The sequence below is a fragment of the Vallitalea sediminicola genome, from assembly GCF_054408565.1.
In genome coordinates this window covers 12,938-29,667 of record NZ_BTPT01000045.1, presented here as the reverse complement: position 1 = coordinate 29,667, position 16,730 = coordinate 12,938, and the positions used below count along the sequence as shown (strand labels likewise).

General features: G+C 30.7%; 13 protein-coding genes. 11 read left to right on the top strand and 2 right to left on the bottom strand.

Translation table 11 applies throughout. From position 1 onward, the window contains the following. The first annotated feature begins 147 nt into the window (after positions 1-147). The 10 genes from ACX6CF_RS18390 (at position 148) to mnmA (ending at position 12,196) form a co-directional block, all read left to right on the top strand. Positions 148-1,008 carry a basic amino acid ABC transporter substrate-binding protein gene (locus ACX6CF_RS18390; RefSeq protein ID WP_458786825.1) on the top strand — a complete coding sequence of 287 codons (861 nt, stop codon included), beginning with the start codon at positions 148-150 and terminating at the stop codon, positions 1,006-1,008. 390 nt (positions 1,009-1,398) lie between these two features. After that, positions 1,399-2,127: an amino acid ABC transporter permease gene (locus ACX6CF_RS18385; RefSeq protein WP_458786824.1), complete on the top strand. Its 729-nt coding sequence runs from the start codon at positions 1,399-1,401 to the stop codon at positions 2,125-2,127. Next, entirely contained in the window at positions 2,114-2,836 is a 723-nt protein-coding gene (locus tag ACX6CF_RS18380) for an amino acid ABC transporter ATP-binding protein (RefSeq protein ID WP_458786823.1), read from the top strand. The genes ACX6CF_RS18385 and ACX6CF_RS18380 overlap by 14 nt, the downstream gene beginning before the upstream one ends. 130 nt (positions 2,837-2,966) lie before the next feature. Further along, positions 2,967-4,559: a SpoIID/LytB domain-containing protein gene (locus tag ACX6CF_RS18375; protein ID WP_458786822.1), complete on the top strand. Its 1,593-nt coding sequence runs from the start codon at positions 2,967-2,969 to the stop codon at positions 4,557-4,559. Positions 4,560-4,640: 81 nt separating this feature from the next. Next, positions 4,641-5,666, top strand: a complete 1,026-nt coding sequence (gene queA / locus ACX6CF_RS18370; RefSeq protein WP_458786821.1) for a tRNA preQ1(34) S-adenosylmethionine ribosyltransferase-isomerase QueA — start codon at positions 4,641-4,643, stop codon at positions 5,664-5,666. A 437-nt stretch (positions 5,667-6,103) separates the two neighbouring features. Further along, the gene (locus ACX6CF_RS18365) at positions 6,104-8,488 is read left to right on the top strand and encodes an ATP-dependent Clp protease ATP-binding subunit (protein WP_458786820.1); all 2,385 of its coding nucleotides are present in this window, start codon (positions 6,104-6,106) and stop codon (positions 8,486-8,488) included. Positions 8,489-8,879: 391 nt separating this feature from the next. After that, on the top strand, positions 8,880-9,299 hold the full coding sequence (locus ACX6CF_RS18360) for an RrF2 family transcriptional regulator (RefSeq protein WP_458786819.1): 420 nt from the start codon (positions 8,880-8,882) through the stop codon (positions 9,297-9,299). Between the two features lie 53 nt (positions 9,300-9,352). Beyond that, the gene (gene nifS, locus ACX6CF_RS18355; RefSeq protein WP_458786818.1) at positions 9,353-10,534 is read left to right on the top strand and encodes a cysteine desulfurase NifS; all 1,182 of its coding nucleotides are present in this window, start codon (positions 9,353-9,355) and stop codon (positions 10,532-10,534) included. Positions 10,535-10,589: 55 nt separating this feature from the next. Further along, entirely contained in the window at positions 10,590-11,027 is a 438-nt protein-coding gene (gene nifU / locus ACX6CF_RS18350; RefSeq protein WP_458786817.1) for a Fe-S cluster assembly scaffold protein NifU, read from the top strand. Between the two features lie 86 nt (positions 11,028-11,113). Continuing rightward, a complete protein-coding gene (mnmA, locus tag ACX6CF_RS18345) occupies positions 11,114-12,196 on the top strand; it encodes a tRNA 2-thiouridine(34) synthase MnmA (RefSeq protein ID WP_458786816.1) in 1,083 nt (360 codons plus the stop codon). A 266-nt stretch (positions 12,197-12,462) separates the two neighbouring features. Here mnmA and ACX6CF_RS18340 read toward each other — a convergent pair whose 3' ends face one another. Further along, on the bottom strand, positions 12,463-13,464 hold the full coding sequence (locus ACX6CF_RS18340; protein WP_458786815.1) for a patatin-like phospholipase family protein: 1,002 nt from the start codon (positions 13,462-13,464) through the stop codon (positions 12,463-12,465). A 243-nt stretch (positions 13,465-13,707) separates the two neighbouring features. Further along, positions 13,708-14,520 (bottom strand): histidinol-phosphatase HisJ family protein, encoded by an 813-nt coding sequence (locus ACX6CF_RS18335; RefSeq protein WP_458786814.1) that lies wholly within the window; start codon positions 14,518-14,520, stop codon positions 13,708-13,710. 445 nt (positions 14,521-14,965) lie between these two features. On the opposite strand from ACX6CF_RS18335, the gene ACX6CF_RS18330 reads away from it, so the two are divergent. Then, complete coding sequence (locus ACX6CF_RS18330; RefSeq protein ID WP_458786813.1) at positions 14,966-16,636, top strand: Na/Pi cotransporter family protein; 1,671 nt, start codon at positions 14,966-14,968, stop codon at positions 16,634-16,636. Positions 16,637-16,730: the final 94 nt, after the last annotated feature.

Genomic DNA, 16,730 nt, shown 5'->3' with positions numbered 1-16,730 from the left:
TTATGAATTTGTTTGTATATATATTCAATTTTACCATTGTAATATTCTGTAGAATAATGTATAATTATGCTAAGTTTTTAATAAATATACATTATTGCGTGTATATAATGAATATTAAATAAATTGAAGTGAAAAGGTGGACATAAAATGAAAAAGAAAATTATAAGCATTAGTTTATTATTAATATTAGCATTATCAATGACATTATTTGCAGGATGTGGTAAGAAAGATACAACAACTACTTCAGATGATACATATAGTAATGTTGATACTGACAAAGAAGAGGAAAATACAGAGGATAAAGATGCAGAGGATAAAGATACTGACAAAGAAGATGACAAAAAAGTTATAGTTATGGGTACAAATGCAGAATTTCCTCCATTTGAATATATTGAGGCAAACGAAGTTGTAGGTTTTGATGTAGACATATCTAAAAAGATTGCTGAAAAATTAGGAGTAGAACTTATAGTTGAAAATATGCAATTTGCTTCATTGACAGCAGCATTACAATCAGGAAAAATTGATTTTGTTGCAGCTGGTATGACAAATACTCCTGAAAGAGCAGAAGAAGTCAATTTTTCAGATGATTACTTTACAGCTTCACAAGTAATAATTGTGAAAAAAGGCAGTGATGTAGTAAAATCAAAAGAAGATTTAGTAGGTAAAAAAATAGGTGTTCAATTAGGAACAACCGGTGAAATAGAATCTAAAAAAATCGAAGACGCAACTGTTGAATCTTTTGACGCAGGTTATGCAGCTGTTATGAGTTTATCAAATGGAAAATTAGATGCGGTAGTTATAGACCAAAAACCTGCTGAAAAATTTGTTGCACAAAATGATAAAGTAATGATTCTTGATGAAGAATTAACTAAAGAAAATTATGCAATTGCTATTAATAAAGAAAATGAAGAATTGTTAAAAACAATTAATGAAGTAATTAAAGAATTGCATGAAAATGGCGAATATGATGCTTTATATGAAAAATATTTTGGCGAAAAAGAAGAATAATTTATTATGCAAGTTAGATAAAGAGAGCTAGTCTTTCTTTATTATAACAATTATATCCTTTCAACCTTACTTTCAAATATATTTGAGAGTATAAGTTAAGTAGTTATTACTACTTACCCAATAGGAAAGTGGACTTCCCATCTGCTTTCCTAACTCCTTAATATGTGTGTCATAGGCACACATTTTACTCTTTTTATAGGAAAGTATTTTTTGCGGTATATGAAATAAAATATATTCCTATGAGTTAACGAGGCTTTCATGCCGTAAGTAAAACCCTTATTAAGGGATTGCAAAATTGTAACTAAATATACAGTTGGGTTTATATTTATGCGCTGATACATAGTTTGATTTTGCAATTTCTTAAGAAAAAATAAGAATGCAGGTGATTAGGTGAATTTTTTATTAATTAACATGTCAGAGATAACTAACTACTTTAACCACTTTTTCAAAATAGTTTTTGGACCTGAAAATGGACCAGGTAGTTATCCCAGATATATGTATTGGTTAAATGGAATTAAGTTTTCATTAGAGGTTACTCTTTTAGCAGCTTGTATCGGTATAGCAATCGGGATATTTATTGCTATGTGCAAACTATCAAAACATAAGATTGTTAGGGTCTTGGCTTCTATTTATACAGATTTGATTAGGGGTACCCCTGTATTGATACAGATATTATTTATCTATTTAGTCGTTTTTTCCACCAGTAATTTACCAAAACTTGTTATAGGTGCAATAGCCTTTGGTGTTAATAGTGGGGCTTATGTTGCAGAAATTATAAGAGCAGGTATACAAGGATTAGATAAAGGACAAATGGAAGCAGCTCGTTCATTAGGTATGCCATATGGAATGGCTATGAGACATATAATTATTCCCCAGGCAATAAGAAATATTTTGCCTACATTAGTAAATGAATTCATTGTGCTTTTAAAAGAGACATCAGTTATTGGATACATTGCTGGAAATGATATTCTAAAAGCAAATAATATTATTATAGGTCAAACATATTCTCCTGCTGAACCTTTGATTACGTCAGCAATTATATACCTTATATTAACATCTATATTTACATTTATTATGAGAAAAATCGAGAGGAGGCTAAGAGCGGGTGATATACGTTAATGATTTACATAAGAAGTTTGATGAATTACATGTATTGAAAGGGATTAATACCCATATAAAAAAAGGTGAAGTAGTAGTTGTTATCGGACCTAGTGGTTCTGGTAAAAGTACTTTCTTAAGGTGCCTTAACCTACTTGAAATGCCTACTCAAGGTAATATTATATTTGAAGATGTAGATATAACAAGTAAGAAAAATAATATTAATGCCCAAAGACAAAAAATGGGAATGGTTTTTCAACAGTTCAATCTTTTTCCTCATATGACTGTTCTTGATAATATAACTCTTTCACCTATAAAAGTTAAAAAGCTTTCAAAAATGGATGCTGAGAAAAAAGCTATGGCATTATTGGCTCGTGTAGGATTAGAAGATAAGGCAAGTGCTTATCCAAAACAATTATCTGGCGGGCAAAAACAAAGAATTGCTATTGTTAGAGCATTAGCTATGGAACCAGATGTTATGCTATTTGATGAACCAACATCAGCTCTTGACCCTGAAATGGTAGGAGAAGTGTTGGATGTTATGAAACAATTGGCTTCAGAAGGTATGACTATGGTTGTTGTTACGCATGAAATGGGATTTGCAAAAGAAGTAGGCACAAGATTATTTTTTATGGACGAAGGAATCATAGCAGAAGAAGGTAATCCTAAAGAAATCTTTTATAATCCTAAAAATGAAAGAACAAAGGAATTCTTCAGTAAAGTTCTTTAGTGGAGAAAAAACATATATAATGGATATTTTTTACTAGATAAGCAAATTTATGTAGATTTTTGTTTGTTGGCACCTTATAATATAATAGGGTGCTTTTTGTATTCTATAAAATCAAATACAGGGGGATTATATGAAAAAGGTAATTATATGGTGCAATATCATGATTATAACAATAACACTATTATGTAGTTCTAATAATATATATGCGAAGGATGATATTATACAAGAATTAAGAGTTGGATTAAGACAATTATATGAAAATAAAGAAGCTATTACAGTAAATAATAAAGTACTGAATATGGGATATATCGTAGATGATGAATATATATCTGAACAGGTTTTTATGTCAGATGAGGGCTTTACATTTAAACCAGCTACGGCTAACTATTTAATATCTATAAATAGTTTTGAAACTTATGATGAAACTAAGGAACAAGTAAAGATATTAAAAGAACAAGGATATAAAGCTTATGTTGGTAATACGTCAAAAGGTATATGGAAATTATATATCAAAGCAGAAAATAGTGATGAATCTAAGATAATATTTTTTAAATTAAATGGTCAAAACAATTTAACTTATGAACAGGTATCTGATAATAATTGTAGGACGATGATGGAATTATCGGTAGATGATGCTCTTATTATGGAAAACACATATGGGCATCCCCAATTTTCGCCTATGGGTAATGATGAAGATACTAATTTTATTGATTTGGGAGATAGACAATATAGAGGTAGGTTAGAATTTGGAAGATATGATGAATCAGGTATTACAGCAATTAATATAGTTTCAATGAATTATTATCTATATAGCGTGTTAGCATCGGAAATGTCACCATCTTGGCCTATAGAAGCTTTAAAAGCGCAAGCTCTTGCTGCAAGGAATTATGCTGTTTATTATATGCAAAAAGACAGTAAATACCCAGATAAGCCATATGTAGTGTGTGACAAAACCAATTCTCAAGCATATAAAGGATGTTCGGTAGAACACGCTAATACTATGATAGCTGTTAATGAAACAGCAAATAAGTTGATTTACCATCAAGGTGAAGTTATTCAGGCTACTTTCTTTTCAACTAGTGGTGGGCATACTGAGAATAGTGAAAATGTATGGAATGGTACAGTACCGTTTTTGAAAGGGGTACCTGATATCTATGAAATGCAACCAGCTAAGAAGCCATGGATTGAAGAGCTTACCGCTGAAGAGATAAAGCAAAGATTAGCAAAGTATAATATTGATATAGGAGATATTACAGATGTTATTCCTATGGGATATACAGAAGGCAAGCGAGTTATTGACCTTAAGATAGTAGGAACAAAGGGAGAACATATAATAAATAAAGAAACTATTAGAAATTGGTTAGGGTTATACAGTAGAAAATTTACTATAGTAAAAGAAGATTATTCCAATAAAAAAATGTTCAATGTTATGTCAGCAGGTTCATTTGTAAAAGTTAAAAACATAAACAACATGTATGTGGCGACTGGTTCTAATAGCAGTAGAAAATTATCCATCAATGATGAACAGCTGATTATCCTTAGTAAACATAATATTGATGGTATTCCAACCATGGTAGGTAAAAAAGACACATATATATTTGTAGGTCAAGGCTATGGGCATGGAGTTGGGATGAGCCAATCAGGAGCTAAAGGTATGGCATTAGAAGGTTTTACATATGATGAAATTCTAAAATATTATTATAAAGGTGTAGATATTAAGTAATAAATAGTAGTATAATAGGATAGGATTTTAATATCATTAATATTGTCAAGTAAATACATTTAAAAGGAATAGGAGACATTAATGAAACGTAAAGATTTTGATTTTAATTTACCAGAAGAATTAATTGCACAGGACCCTTTAAAAGATAGGTCAAGTTCAAGAATGTTGGTTCTTGATAAAAAAACAGGAGAAATCAACCATAAAATATTTAAAGATATTATAGATTATTTAGATAAAGGTGATTGCTTAGTATTGAATAATACCAAGGTGATTCCAGCAAGACTTATTGGAAGTAGAGAAAAAACTCATGGGAAAGTTGAATTCTTATTACTGAAAAGACTAGAAAATGACAATTGGGAAGTGATGGTAAAACCAGGTCGAAAAGCTAAGCCAGGAGATAGAATAGAATTTGGTAATGGCTTATTGAAGGCAGAAGTATTAAAAGTTGTTGAGGGCGGAAATAGAATAGCTAGATTCGAGTACGAAGGTATATTTGAACAAGTATTAGATGATCTTGGACAAATGCCTTTACCACCTTATATAACACATCAATTAGAAGATCAAGAAAGATATCAAACTGTTTATGCAAAACATAGAGGATCTGCGGCAGCACCAACAGCGGGATTGCATTTTACACCTGATCTATTAAAGGCTGTTGAAGATAAAGGGATAAAGATTGCTTATGTAACATTACATGTTGGACTAGGGACTTTCAGACCAGTCAAAGTTGATGATATACTAGAACATACAATGCATTCTGAATATTATTGGATAGAAGAAGACGCAGCAGATAAAATCAATGAAACCAAGAAAAATGGTGGAAGAGTCATTGCTGTAGGGACAACTAGCAGTCGTACTCTAGAATCTGTTGCTGATGATAACGGCTATTTGAAAGCATCTAAAGGTTGGACAGACATATTTATATATCCAGGTTATAACTTTAAAGTAGTAGATACTTTAATAACTAACTTTCATTTACCAGAATCAACATTGATTATGTTAGTGTCAGCTCTTGCAGGAAGAGAAAATGTATTAAATGCATATAAAGTTGCTGTAGATGAAAGATATAGATTCTTTAGTTTTGGAGATGCAATGCTTATTAAATAACTAATAAGTGCATTAGTTATATAGACTCTGTTTGGCAGTAAGCGAAGCCGTTCATGGCTTCGTACAGATCTTTTAATGGTCTGAATTGCTGAACGGAGTCTAGTGTTTTTATTGTGGAAATTTCATACAGTATTATATGGAAAAATTGTTAATAAACTGTTAATTCCATAAGTAATTTAGTAAATAATATAGACTAATAACCATAAATGTGTTAAGTTAATAAGATAGTAAAGATAAAGTTGGATTGTTAATCTAGACCAAGTACAATAGTATATTGACTATATAAGTTGGATTGAATAATAATTATTGAGCCGATAATTATTTAGAGACATCCAATTTATAAATTTAAAGGGAATATGTTGAATTATAAGGCTTAACAACATAAAAAAATATATTCAACATATATAGTGTTTGTTTTTATATAGGAGATGATATATATGAAGTGTTCGATTTGTCATAAAAATACAGCGGTAGTTTTTGTTTCAAAGATAGTTGATGGAAAACAAGAACGTTTAGGAATGTGCCTTCCATGTGCACAAAAAAGTGGTATTGCACCCCTTGACCAACTTATGGGTCAAAGCGGTATGAGTCCAGAAGAATTTGAAAATGTTAATGAACAGATGATGACTATGTTTGAAAATGTAGACATGGATGAATTGACATCTTCCATGAGTGATCCTGACGGGCCAGAAGGCGGTAATTCTTTTATGAATTTATTAAATAGTGCCTTTTCTGGAATGAAAAACAGTAATAAGTCAGAGTATCAACCGGAAGGAGAGATAGAACAGGAAGAACAGGAAGAGCAGGAAGAGCAGGAACAGATTCCTAATACTAAAAATACTGCTGGTATTAGAACTAAAAAGAAAAAAACTGCTAAGAAAAATAAACGTAAATATCTTGATACTTACGGTATTAATTTAACAGAAAATGCTATTAAGGGTAAAGTAGATAGAATTATTGGTAGAAATAGAGAGATTGATAGAGTCATACAGATATTAAACCGTCGTTCAAAAAATAATCCTATTCTTATAGGAGAACCAGGAGTAGGTAAGACCGCAATTGCAGAGGGACTTGCAGTTAGAATTGTGGAAAACCAAATACCTGCAAAATTAATTGGTACTGAAATCTATTTATTGGATTTGACAGCTGTTGTTGCTGGTACACAATTCAGAGGACAGTTTGAATCTAGAATGAAAGCTATAATTAATGAAGCAAAAGAATGTGGTAATGTAATACTTGTTATTGATGAAGTTCATAATATTGTTGGAGCTGGTGAAGCAGAAGGTGGTTCAATGAACGCTGCTAACATTTTAAAACCTGCTTTAGCTAGAGGTGAAATTCAAGTAATAGGTGCTACAACACTTGATGAATACAGGAAACATATTGAAAAAGATACAGCACTAGAAAGAAGATTCCAACCGGTAAAGGTTGACGAACCCAGCAAAGAAGATAGCATAGAAATATTAAAAGGAATCAAGAATTATTATGAAGATTTTCATAAGGTCAAGATATCAGATGAAATTATTGAATGTGCGGTAAATCTATCCGAAAGATATATTAATGATAGATTTTTACCAGATAAAGCAATTGACGTTATAGATGAAGCGGGTTCTCGTGCTAACTTACTAAATCTAGGATTGGTTGAGCTAGAAGCATTAAGAAGAGAACTAAGCAAAGTCATTGACGAAAAAGAACAAGCAGCAGCAATGGATGATTATGAAAATGCTGCTAGGTGTAAAGTAAGTGAATTTGATTTGCTTTCTAAGATAGAAAAAATAGAAAAACAATGTAATAACGTAACAATTAACAAAGAAGATATAGCATATGTTATTGAAGCATGGACTAAGATTCCTGTCCAAAATATAACTGAATCAGAAGCTAAAAAATTACTTAACTTAGAAGATAGATTACATGAGAGAGTAATTGGTCAAGAAAATGCAGTTGTTAGATTATCTAAATCAATTAGAAGAAATCGCTCTGGATTTAGAAAGAGGAAGAAACCTTCATCATTTATTTTTGTGGGTCCTACTGGTGTAGGTAAAACAGAGTTAACTAAGGCATTGGCCCATGAATTATATGGTTCAGAAGATGCGATGATTAGATTCGATATGTCAGAGTTTATGGAGAAACATACTGTATCCAAGTTAATTGGAGCACCTCCAGGATATGTAGGATATGATCAAGCTGGACAATTGACTGAGAAAGTACGACGTAAACCTTATTCAGTAATATTATTAGATGAAATTGAAAAAGCTCACGCTGATGTATTTAATATTCTGCTTCAGATATTAGAAGATGGAAGATTAACTGATAATACTGGACGTGTAGTAAGTTTTGAAGATACTGTAGTTATTATGACATCTAATGCTGGTACAGCCCAGAAAACTAATGGGATAGGATTTGGCAAAAATGATTTTGATTCTCTTGAGCGTAAATGTAAAGAAGCTCTCGAACAAGTATTTAGACCTGAATTTCTAAATCGAGTAGATGAAACAGTAGTATTTACAGAATTAAATAAAGATGAACTTAGAGATATTATTGACTTAATGTTAAATGAAGTAGTTACAGAAGCAAAACTTAAGAACATCACTATAAAAGTAGCTGAAGACATAAAAGAATTTATCTTGGAAAAAGGTTACGATGCAAAATATGGCGCTAGACCATTAAGAAGGACGATACAAAGATATATTGAAGATGAGGTTGCTGAAAGTTATATTAAAGGTGATTTAATAGACGGAGATACGGCAATTCTTAATCTTAAAAATGATAAGATTGTCATTAAGATAAAAGATAGAGATATAGATACAATTGAACATGAATAATATTTGTAGGCTGCCTAATAAGTGGCCTATAATATTGTACAAAGTCTTATTACAAAAACAGACAACGTGTATAATTAGAACCATTTATAGTGATAATCACTCTCGTTACGTTTGTTGCTTTATCTGTTTGATAGGTAATTGCAACAAACCGTAAAAGTCGTTATTACACTGAAATGGTTCTTTGTTTATATGATCATGTTTAGTGAGGAAAAGATATTAGTGAAATTGAATATTATCATAGTGTGTACATAGGTTGTAGACTATTATTGTTGAAAGATGAAATTGTTTAAAATATTTTGTATACACATATTGACAAGTGTAAAGAAAAATGATAATCTTATAATAAGTTTAAATCCTAGTGTTATACTAGGAATTGAATTGAGGTGTTAATATGAAATTATCGACGAAAGGCAGATATGGTTTAAGAGCTATGGTAGATCTAGTTGTAAATAGCAAAGAAATCAATATCTCACTAAAAAGCATATCCAAGCGGCAAGGTATTTCTATGAACTATCTTGAGCAAATTATTTCTGTTCTTAAGAAATCTGGTTATGTAAAAAGTGTAAGAGGTGCAAAAGGTGGATATTCATTGGCAAAGTCGGCAAAGGATATTTCTGTTGGTGACATATTAAGAGCATTAGAAGGTAATCTTAATCCAGTGGATTGTGCTTTGGTTAATGAAGAAAAACAATGCGATGAAGCTGATTGCTGTATCACAAAAATTGTTTGGAAAAAGATAAGTGATAGTATTAATGACGTCGTTAATAATATATCTTTACAAGATTTAGTAGATGATCATAATGAATTATAATAAAATTTGGGAGAATTTAATTAATAAAATATACAGTAAAAGAGGAGATAAATATGGAAAAAAGAGTGTATTTTGATAATGCTGCAACTACTTCAACTCATCCAGAAGTGTTGGAAGCAATGTTACCATATTTCACACAAAATTTTGGTAATCCTTCTAGTATATACGAAATAGGACAAATCAATAAAAATGCAATAGATAATGCAAGAGAACAAGTTGCAAAATTAATAGGTGCTAAACCTGTTGAAATATTTTTCACTAGTGGAGCTACAGAAGCTGATAACTGGGCTATAAAAGGTATAGCTGAGAGTTATAAGAAAAAGGGAAATCATATTATAACTTCAAACATTGAGCATCACGCTGTTTTACACACTTGCGAATATCTTGAGAAAAATGGTTTTGAAGTTACTTATTTACCAGTAGATGAAAATGGATTAATAAACATAGATGACCTCAAGAATGCCATCAAGGATACAACTATATTAATAACAATCATGTTTGCTAATAATGAAATAGGAACTATTCAACCAATAAGAGAGATTGGTGAAATAGCTAAAGAAAACAAAATTCTTTTTCACACTGATGCGGTACAAGCTGTTGGACAGATTCCTATAGATGTTGAAGATATGAATATAGACATGTTATCATTGACTGGTCATAAGTTAAATGGACCTAAAGGTACAGGTGCTCTATATGTTAAAAAAGGTATCAAGCTAAAATCTTTCATCCATGGTGGAGCTCAGGAACGAAGACGTCGTGGAGGAACAGAAAATGTACCAGGTATCGTAGGTGTAGGTAAAGCATCAGAAATTGCTGAATCTAATATGGAAGAAAAAACAAAAAAATTACTTGGATTAAGAGATAAATTAGTAAAAGGTATCAAGGAAGCAATACCATATTGTATGTTGAATGGTGATCCAGTGAAAAGACTACCGAACAATGTTAATTATAGTTTTGAATTTATTGAAGGGGAATCATTACTTATTATGTTAGACATGAAAGGCATAAGTGCATCTAGTGGTTCTGCTTGTACATCTGGATCCCTTGATCCATCACATGTATTATTAGGTATTGGACTTCCTCATGAAAAAGCACATGGCTCATTAAGATTGACTCTAGGAATAGATAATACAGAAGAAGATGTAGATTATCTCATTGAAGTTTTACCAAATATAGTTAAGAGATTAAGAGATATGTCACCTTTATACGAAGATTTTATTAAAAATAATAAGTAGATAGAATTAATGTTAGGGTACTTGTAAATAAATAAAAAAAATTGAGGTGTTAGTTATGTATACTAAAAAAGTAATGGATCATTTCGTAAACCCTAGAAATATGGGAGAACTTGAAAATGCAGATGGTATTGGTACTGTTGGAAATGCAAAATGTGGGGACATTATGCGTATCTACCTAAAAGTTGAAGATGAAATTATTAAAGATGTAACTTTTAAGACTTTTGGATGTGGTGCTGCGGTAGCTACAAGTAGTATCGCAACTGAGTTAGTTAAAGGTAAATCAGTAAGAGAGGCTCTAAAAATTACTAATGATGCAGTTGTTGAAGCATTAGATGGATTACCAAAAGCTAAAATACACTGTTCATTATTAGCTGAAGAAGCTTTACATGCAGCATTGTGGGATTATTCTAAGAAACATAATATTGAGATAGAAGGATTAGAACCACCAAAGGCAGATATACATGATGACCATTCTATTGATATAGAAGAATAATAGTAGATATTAATAATCTTATTTATTGATATGAGATTCATGAAAAATACTTAAAAAGTTGTGTAATATATAGAACAGGTGATTGAATGGACAGAGAAAAAGTAGTAGTTGGTATGTCAGGTGGAGTTGATAGTTCTGTTGCAGCTTATCTACTAAAAGAACAAGGTTACGATGTTATTGGAGTAACAATGCAGATATGGCAAGATGAGGAAATAGATATTCAAGAAGAAAATGGTGGATGTTGTGGTCTTAGTGCTGTAGATGATGCACGTCGTGTTGCAGATGCTCTTGAAATTCCCTATTATGTTATGAATTTTAAAGGGGAATTTAAAGAAAGTGTTATAGATTATTTTGTTGAGGAATATCAAAAAGGTAATACCCCTAATCCATGTATTGCATGTAATAGATACGTGAAATGGGAGTCAATGCTTACAAGATGCCTTGCTATAGGAGCTAAATATATAGCCACAGGGCATTATGCTAGGGTCATAAAATTACCTAATGGAAGATATGCTTTAAAGAAAGCTGTTGGTATAAGAAAAGATCAGACTTATGCTTTATATAATCTTACTCAAGATCAATTAAGTCATACGCTAATGCCAGTAGGCGAATATTCTAAAGAAGAAGTTAGAAAAATTGCAGAGAAAATTAATGTTAGAATTGCAAATAAACCAGATAGTCAAGAAATATGTTTTGTGCCTGATGATGATTATTCAGCTTTTATAGAAGAATACACTAATAAAAAGATTCCTGAAGGTAATTTTGTAGATATGGATGGAAAAGTATTAGGTAGACATAAAGGCATTATTAATTATACAGTAGGTCAACGAAAAGGTCTTGGATTATCACTTGGTAAACCAGCTTTTGTTGTAGAGATAAGACCAGAGACTAACGAAGTGGTTATTGGAGATAATAGTGATGTATTTAGTAATACGCTTTATGCTGATAACGTTAATCTTATGGCAATAGAAAAGATAGAAGGTAAGTTGAAAATAGAAGCAAAGATTCGCTATAGTCATAAACCTGCTTTGTGTACTATAGAAATGGTTGATGAAGATATACTGAAATGTGTATTTGATGAGCCACAGAGAGCTATAACACCTGGGCAAGCTGTAGTATTTTATGATGGAGATGTTCTTGTTGGTGGAGGAAGTATAATAAGAAGATAGGGAATTTTTAAAAAGAATTATGTGGACAACGGTAGTATATTAAAACCATATATAGTGATAATCACTTTCGTTACGTTTGTTGTTTTATCTGTTTTAATAAGGATACAACAAGCCGTAGAAGGCATTCTTATCACTATATATGGTTATTTATTTGTTGTACCACATTGAGTAAAATATGTTTTGGGGAAGCAACTATTAGCAAGGAATATATTGAACTTATTGAAGTGGGGGAATAGATGATTAAGTTCAATATATATAATCAGATTTTAAATATTCAATAGTTTGACTAGTTGATTTATTTTGTGTCTGTTTAGTAGGATAAGTTCGGCTGCTTTTCCTTTAAGTAAATCTATATTTCTTTCTGATGAATCATCTAATTCGGAAGATATTCCATTGAGGGATATTTCGAATCTATATTCTTTGGCGTCATCCATGCTGTTGATGATGTAGTTGTCACTTTCCATCTGGGAATCCATATATGCAGTTAATAGAGGAATTCCATTAATAGGGTTCATCCATCCTAGTACCCCCCATTTTTTCACTTTTTTACATTCGTAGGTTCTTACATATTCACCTGTACCTAGAGATACAATTATATATTGTTTTGCATGAGGATATAATTTTTTTGCATATGTATAGGCACAAAGTGAAGGATTATTACAGAATATTCCTCCGTCGACAAAGCAGTAAGCCTGACCTGTTGTTATGCATTTTATATTTGCAGGAGGTAAATATGTGGGTGCAGCAGATGATGATAAACCTACGTCTTTTAGGAAAAAATTCTGGTAGTAATCATTAATATCTGTACGGTATTTAAACAAATACGGTCTCATGGATATCATGTCATAAGTAGGTATTATTAGATTGGAAAGAGAATCTTCTAGGGTAAGATTCTTAAAGTTTTGTCTTAATAATTTTCGTAGTGGTCTGCCATTATATTTAGGTCTAAAAAAGTGTTTTACTGTCTGACATATCTCGCATTTGGCTTCAGGAAAAATATCTTTTGTTTTGTTCTCATATAAATCCAATAGTAGATCAAGTCTTTCTTGGTCAGTATAATCTTCGGGTGGTTTTATCAACATCAATGATATCAATGAACCAGTAGATGTACCTGATATAACATCAAATAAATTATAAAAAGGTGTTTTATTACCAAAACTATCTAATTCTTTTCTAAGATGATCTAGAAATACACATGGAATTATTCCCCGTACACCACCACCGTCAATAGATAGAATCTTTACAATATCTTTTTTACCATTAACCATATTAACACCTAAAGGGTTTCTTATTTAAATTATATAAGGGACTTCTTGTCTTTTATAACTAAAGTAAATAAGTTTATAATCATTAGTAATTTAGTATAAAATTTTATTTAATATATTAGGTCTATATTATTTTGAAGTAACATAAAAAATAGTATACAGATATATTGAACTTAAACATCTATACAACCATTTCAATAAGTACAATATATTTTATTTAATTCAATTTATATAGACCATAAATGATTAATCTGGTATTTTAATAAATTCAGGTTTCCTTTGTTCAAATATAGAAAAATATTTGAAACCACATTCTTTTAATACTTTATAAGCAACATCAAAGTTATATCCAAGATGTTCAGGGAAGTGAGCATCAGAACCAATTGTTATTATTTCACCACCTAATTGTCTATATCTTTTTATAATTTCTATATTAGGATGGGGTTCATTAAATTTCTTGCGATAACCAGAAGTGTTAAGTTCTATACCATGACCGGTTTGAATGATTTGGCTTAATATTTTATCAAGAAGGTCGCTGTGGTCGTGGTAATATAGTTTTTTGTCATTATAATGGCCATAACGAATTATATAATCTAGATGACCGTACACATTATAATTATCATAGTTGGTTACATTATATAAAATGTCTTCTAAGTATCTGGAATAGGCTTCTTTTTTTGTTTTATTAAGATAGTACGAGCCAAAATATGGGTCAAGTTTATCTACAACATGAGTTGAAGCTATAACAAAATCAAAAGGGTACTTATTAATAGTTTCTATAACTGTATCAAATATATGAGGTTGCAGACCCACTTCAATACCGAATAATAATTGTATTTTAGATTTATATTTTTCTTTTAGCTGAAGATATGTTTCATAGTATTTTGGTAAGTCAATATCAAATGCTAACTCAGGGGTACTTGGATAATCATAATCATAGTGATCGGTAAAGCATAATTTAATAATATTGTGTTGAATGGCTTGTAAAATCTGTGTTTCCATTGGATGTTTGCAATCACCTGAAAATGATGTATGTGTATGGAAATCATAATAACTCATATTCATCACCTTTCTTTAACAAAAAATAAATTTTAAAATAATTACTTAATAAAATTAAAGGTTTTTAATAATAATATATAATAAGTAAATAATTGATTGGGCGATTAAGACTAATAATAGTGATTATTAAAATCGTATAGTAAAAAATGTATAAATCTGTATCTGAATATTATACTAAAAAACAATAAAAACAACAAGAGGTGTAAGTATATTGGTTAGTTATCATTAGTATATTTGGCATAATTACTAAAAAATAGGGAAAAAAAAATAATTATTGATAAATAATTTTGCTTGTTTTTGATGAAACGATTATGATACTATTAATGTGTTGTTAATAATAAATTAACATATTATTTACATAATATTAATTTGCAATTTATTTATATTTTATTTTTTATATTTATCTAAGACAAAATATATATCACAATTAGGAGGAAATATCTAAATGAATTGGCTAACGAAGGAATACATATTTACTTTTTTTGCGTTTATTGGCGGGTTTGGTATGTTCCTATACGGTATGCACATTATGGCAGAAGGCCTTCAAAAATCAGCGGGTAACAAGATGAAAAGCCTACTTGGTGCATTAACCAACAATAGATACTTAGCAGTCACAGTAGGTGCACTGGTAACAGCCATTATTCAAAGTAGTTCTGCTTGTACAGTTATGGTTGTAGGCTTTGTTAACGCAGGTCTATTCAATCTATCTCAAGCTGTAGGAGTTATAATGGGAGCCAATATTGGTACAACCATTACCTCATGGATTGTATCAAGTCAAGAATGGTTAGTATTCTTGAAACCATCTCAATTAGCGCCTTTAGCAATTGGTATAGGAGCACTATTTCTATTTTTTGCAAAGAGTCAACGTAAAAAACAAATTGGTGAGATTATAATTGGATTTGGTCTTTTATTTATTGGTTTAGAATATATGAAAACGGCAATAGAACCTTTTCAAGATTCACCAGCATTTACAGAAGCGTTTAGAATGTTCGGTAGAAATCCAGTTTTAGGTATATTGACAGGTGCAGTTGTTACAGCTGTTATTCAAAGTAGTTCAGCTTCAGTATCGATTTTACAAACAGTAGCAACAGTAACATTCGTTCCTTGGAGTGCTGCGGTATATATTGTTCTTGGACAAAATATAGGTACTTGTGTAACAGCGATGCTTTCTAGTATTGGAGCTAATAAAACCGCTAAAAGAGCAGCATATATACACTTGCTTTTTAATATTATTGGTACGGTCATATTTGCAATACTATGTGTAATCTACTTTACATTCATAAATCCTGATTTTGGTAATAATGTAGCTATTAATATGATAGGTGTAAGTATATTCCATACAGCATTCAATATCAGTAATACAGTAGTTCTATTCCCATTTGCAGATAAACTGGTATCTCTTTCTAAAAAAATTGTAAGAGGTAAAGATGAGCAAGAGGAAAGTGAAGAGCAAGTTGCACTTAGACATTTAGATGATAGAATATTGGAAACTCCTAGTTTTGCAGTAGAAAATGCTATAAAAGAAGTTATTCATATGGGATATGTTGCATCAGAAAATGCTAAGTTAGCAACAAGTGCAATATTAGAAAAAGATATGGATAAAGTTAACAAAGTATTTGAACAAGAAAAAAATATCAATACGCTAGAAAGACTTATAACGGAATATTTAATTAAGATAAGTAACTCAGTAATTAACGAAAGTCAGAATGAGATTGTAACAAATTTATTCCATACAGTTAATGATATAGAACGTGTTGGAGATCATGCTGAAAATATAGCTGAATTAGCACAATATTTTATTGAAAATAATTTAACATTCTCTGAAAGTGCAAATCATGAACTAATGGATATATCAAATAGAGCTACTGAAACAATAGAACTTGCAATAAAAGCAAGAGAAAATGATGATGTTGACCTTGTAAGAAAAGTTGAGCAAAATGAAGATTTAGTGGATGAATTAGAAGATGAGTTAAGAGAGAAGCATATTAGAAGATTAGCTCAAAACATATGTGATTCAACTACTGGTGTAGTATTCTTAGATTTAATTAGTAATTACGAGAGAATATCAGACCATGCACTAAATATTGCTTACTATGTAAGAGATGAATTGTTATAAATAGATGGGGGTAAAATACCCCCATTGTTAATATTTTGTTAAAAACATAAAAAAAACTTGAAATTATGGACTACATTGTTTATAATATAAATTG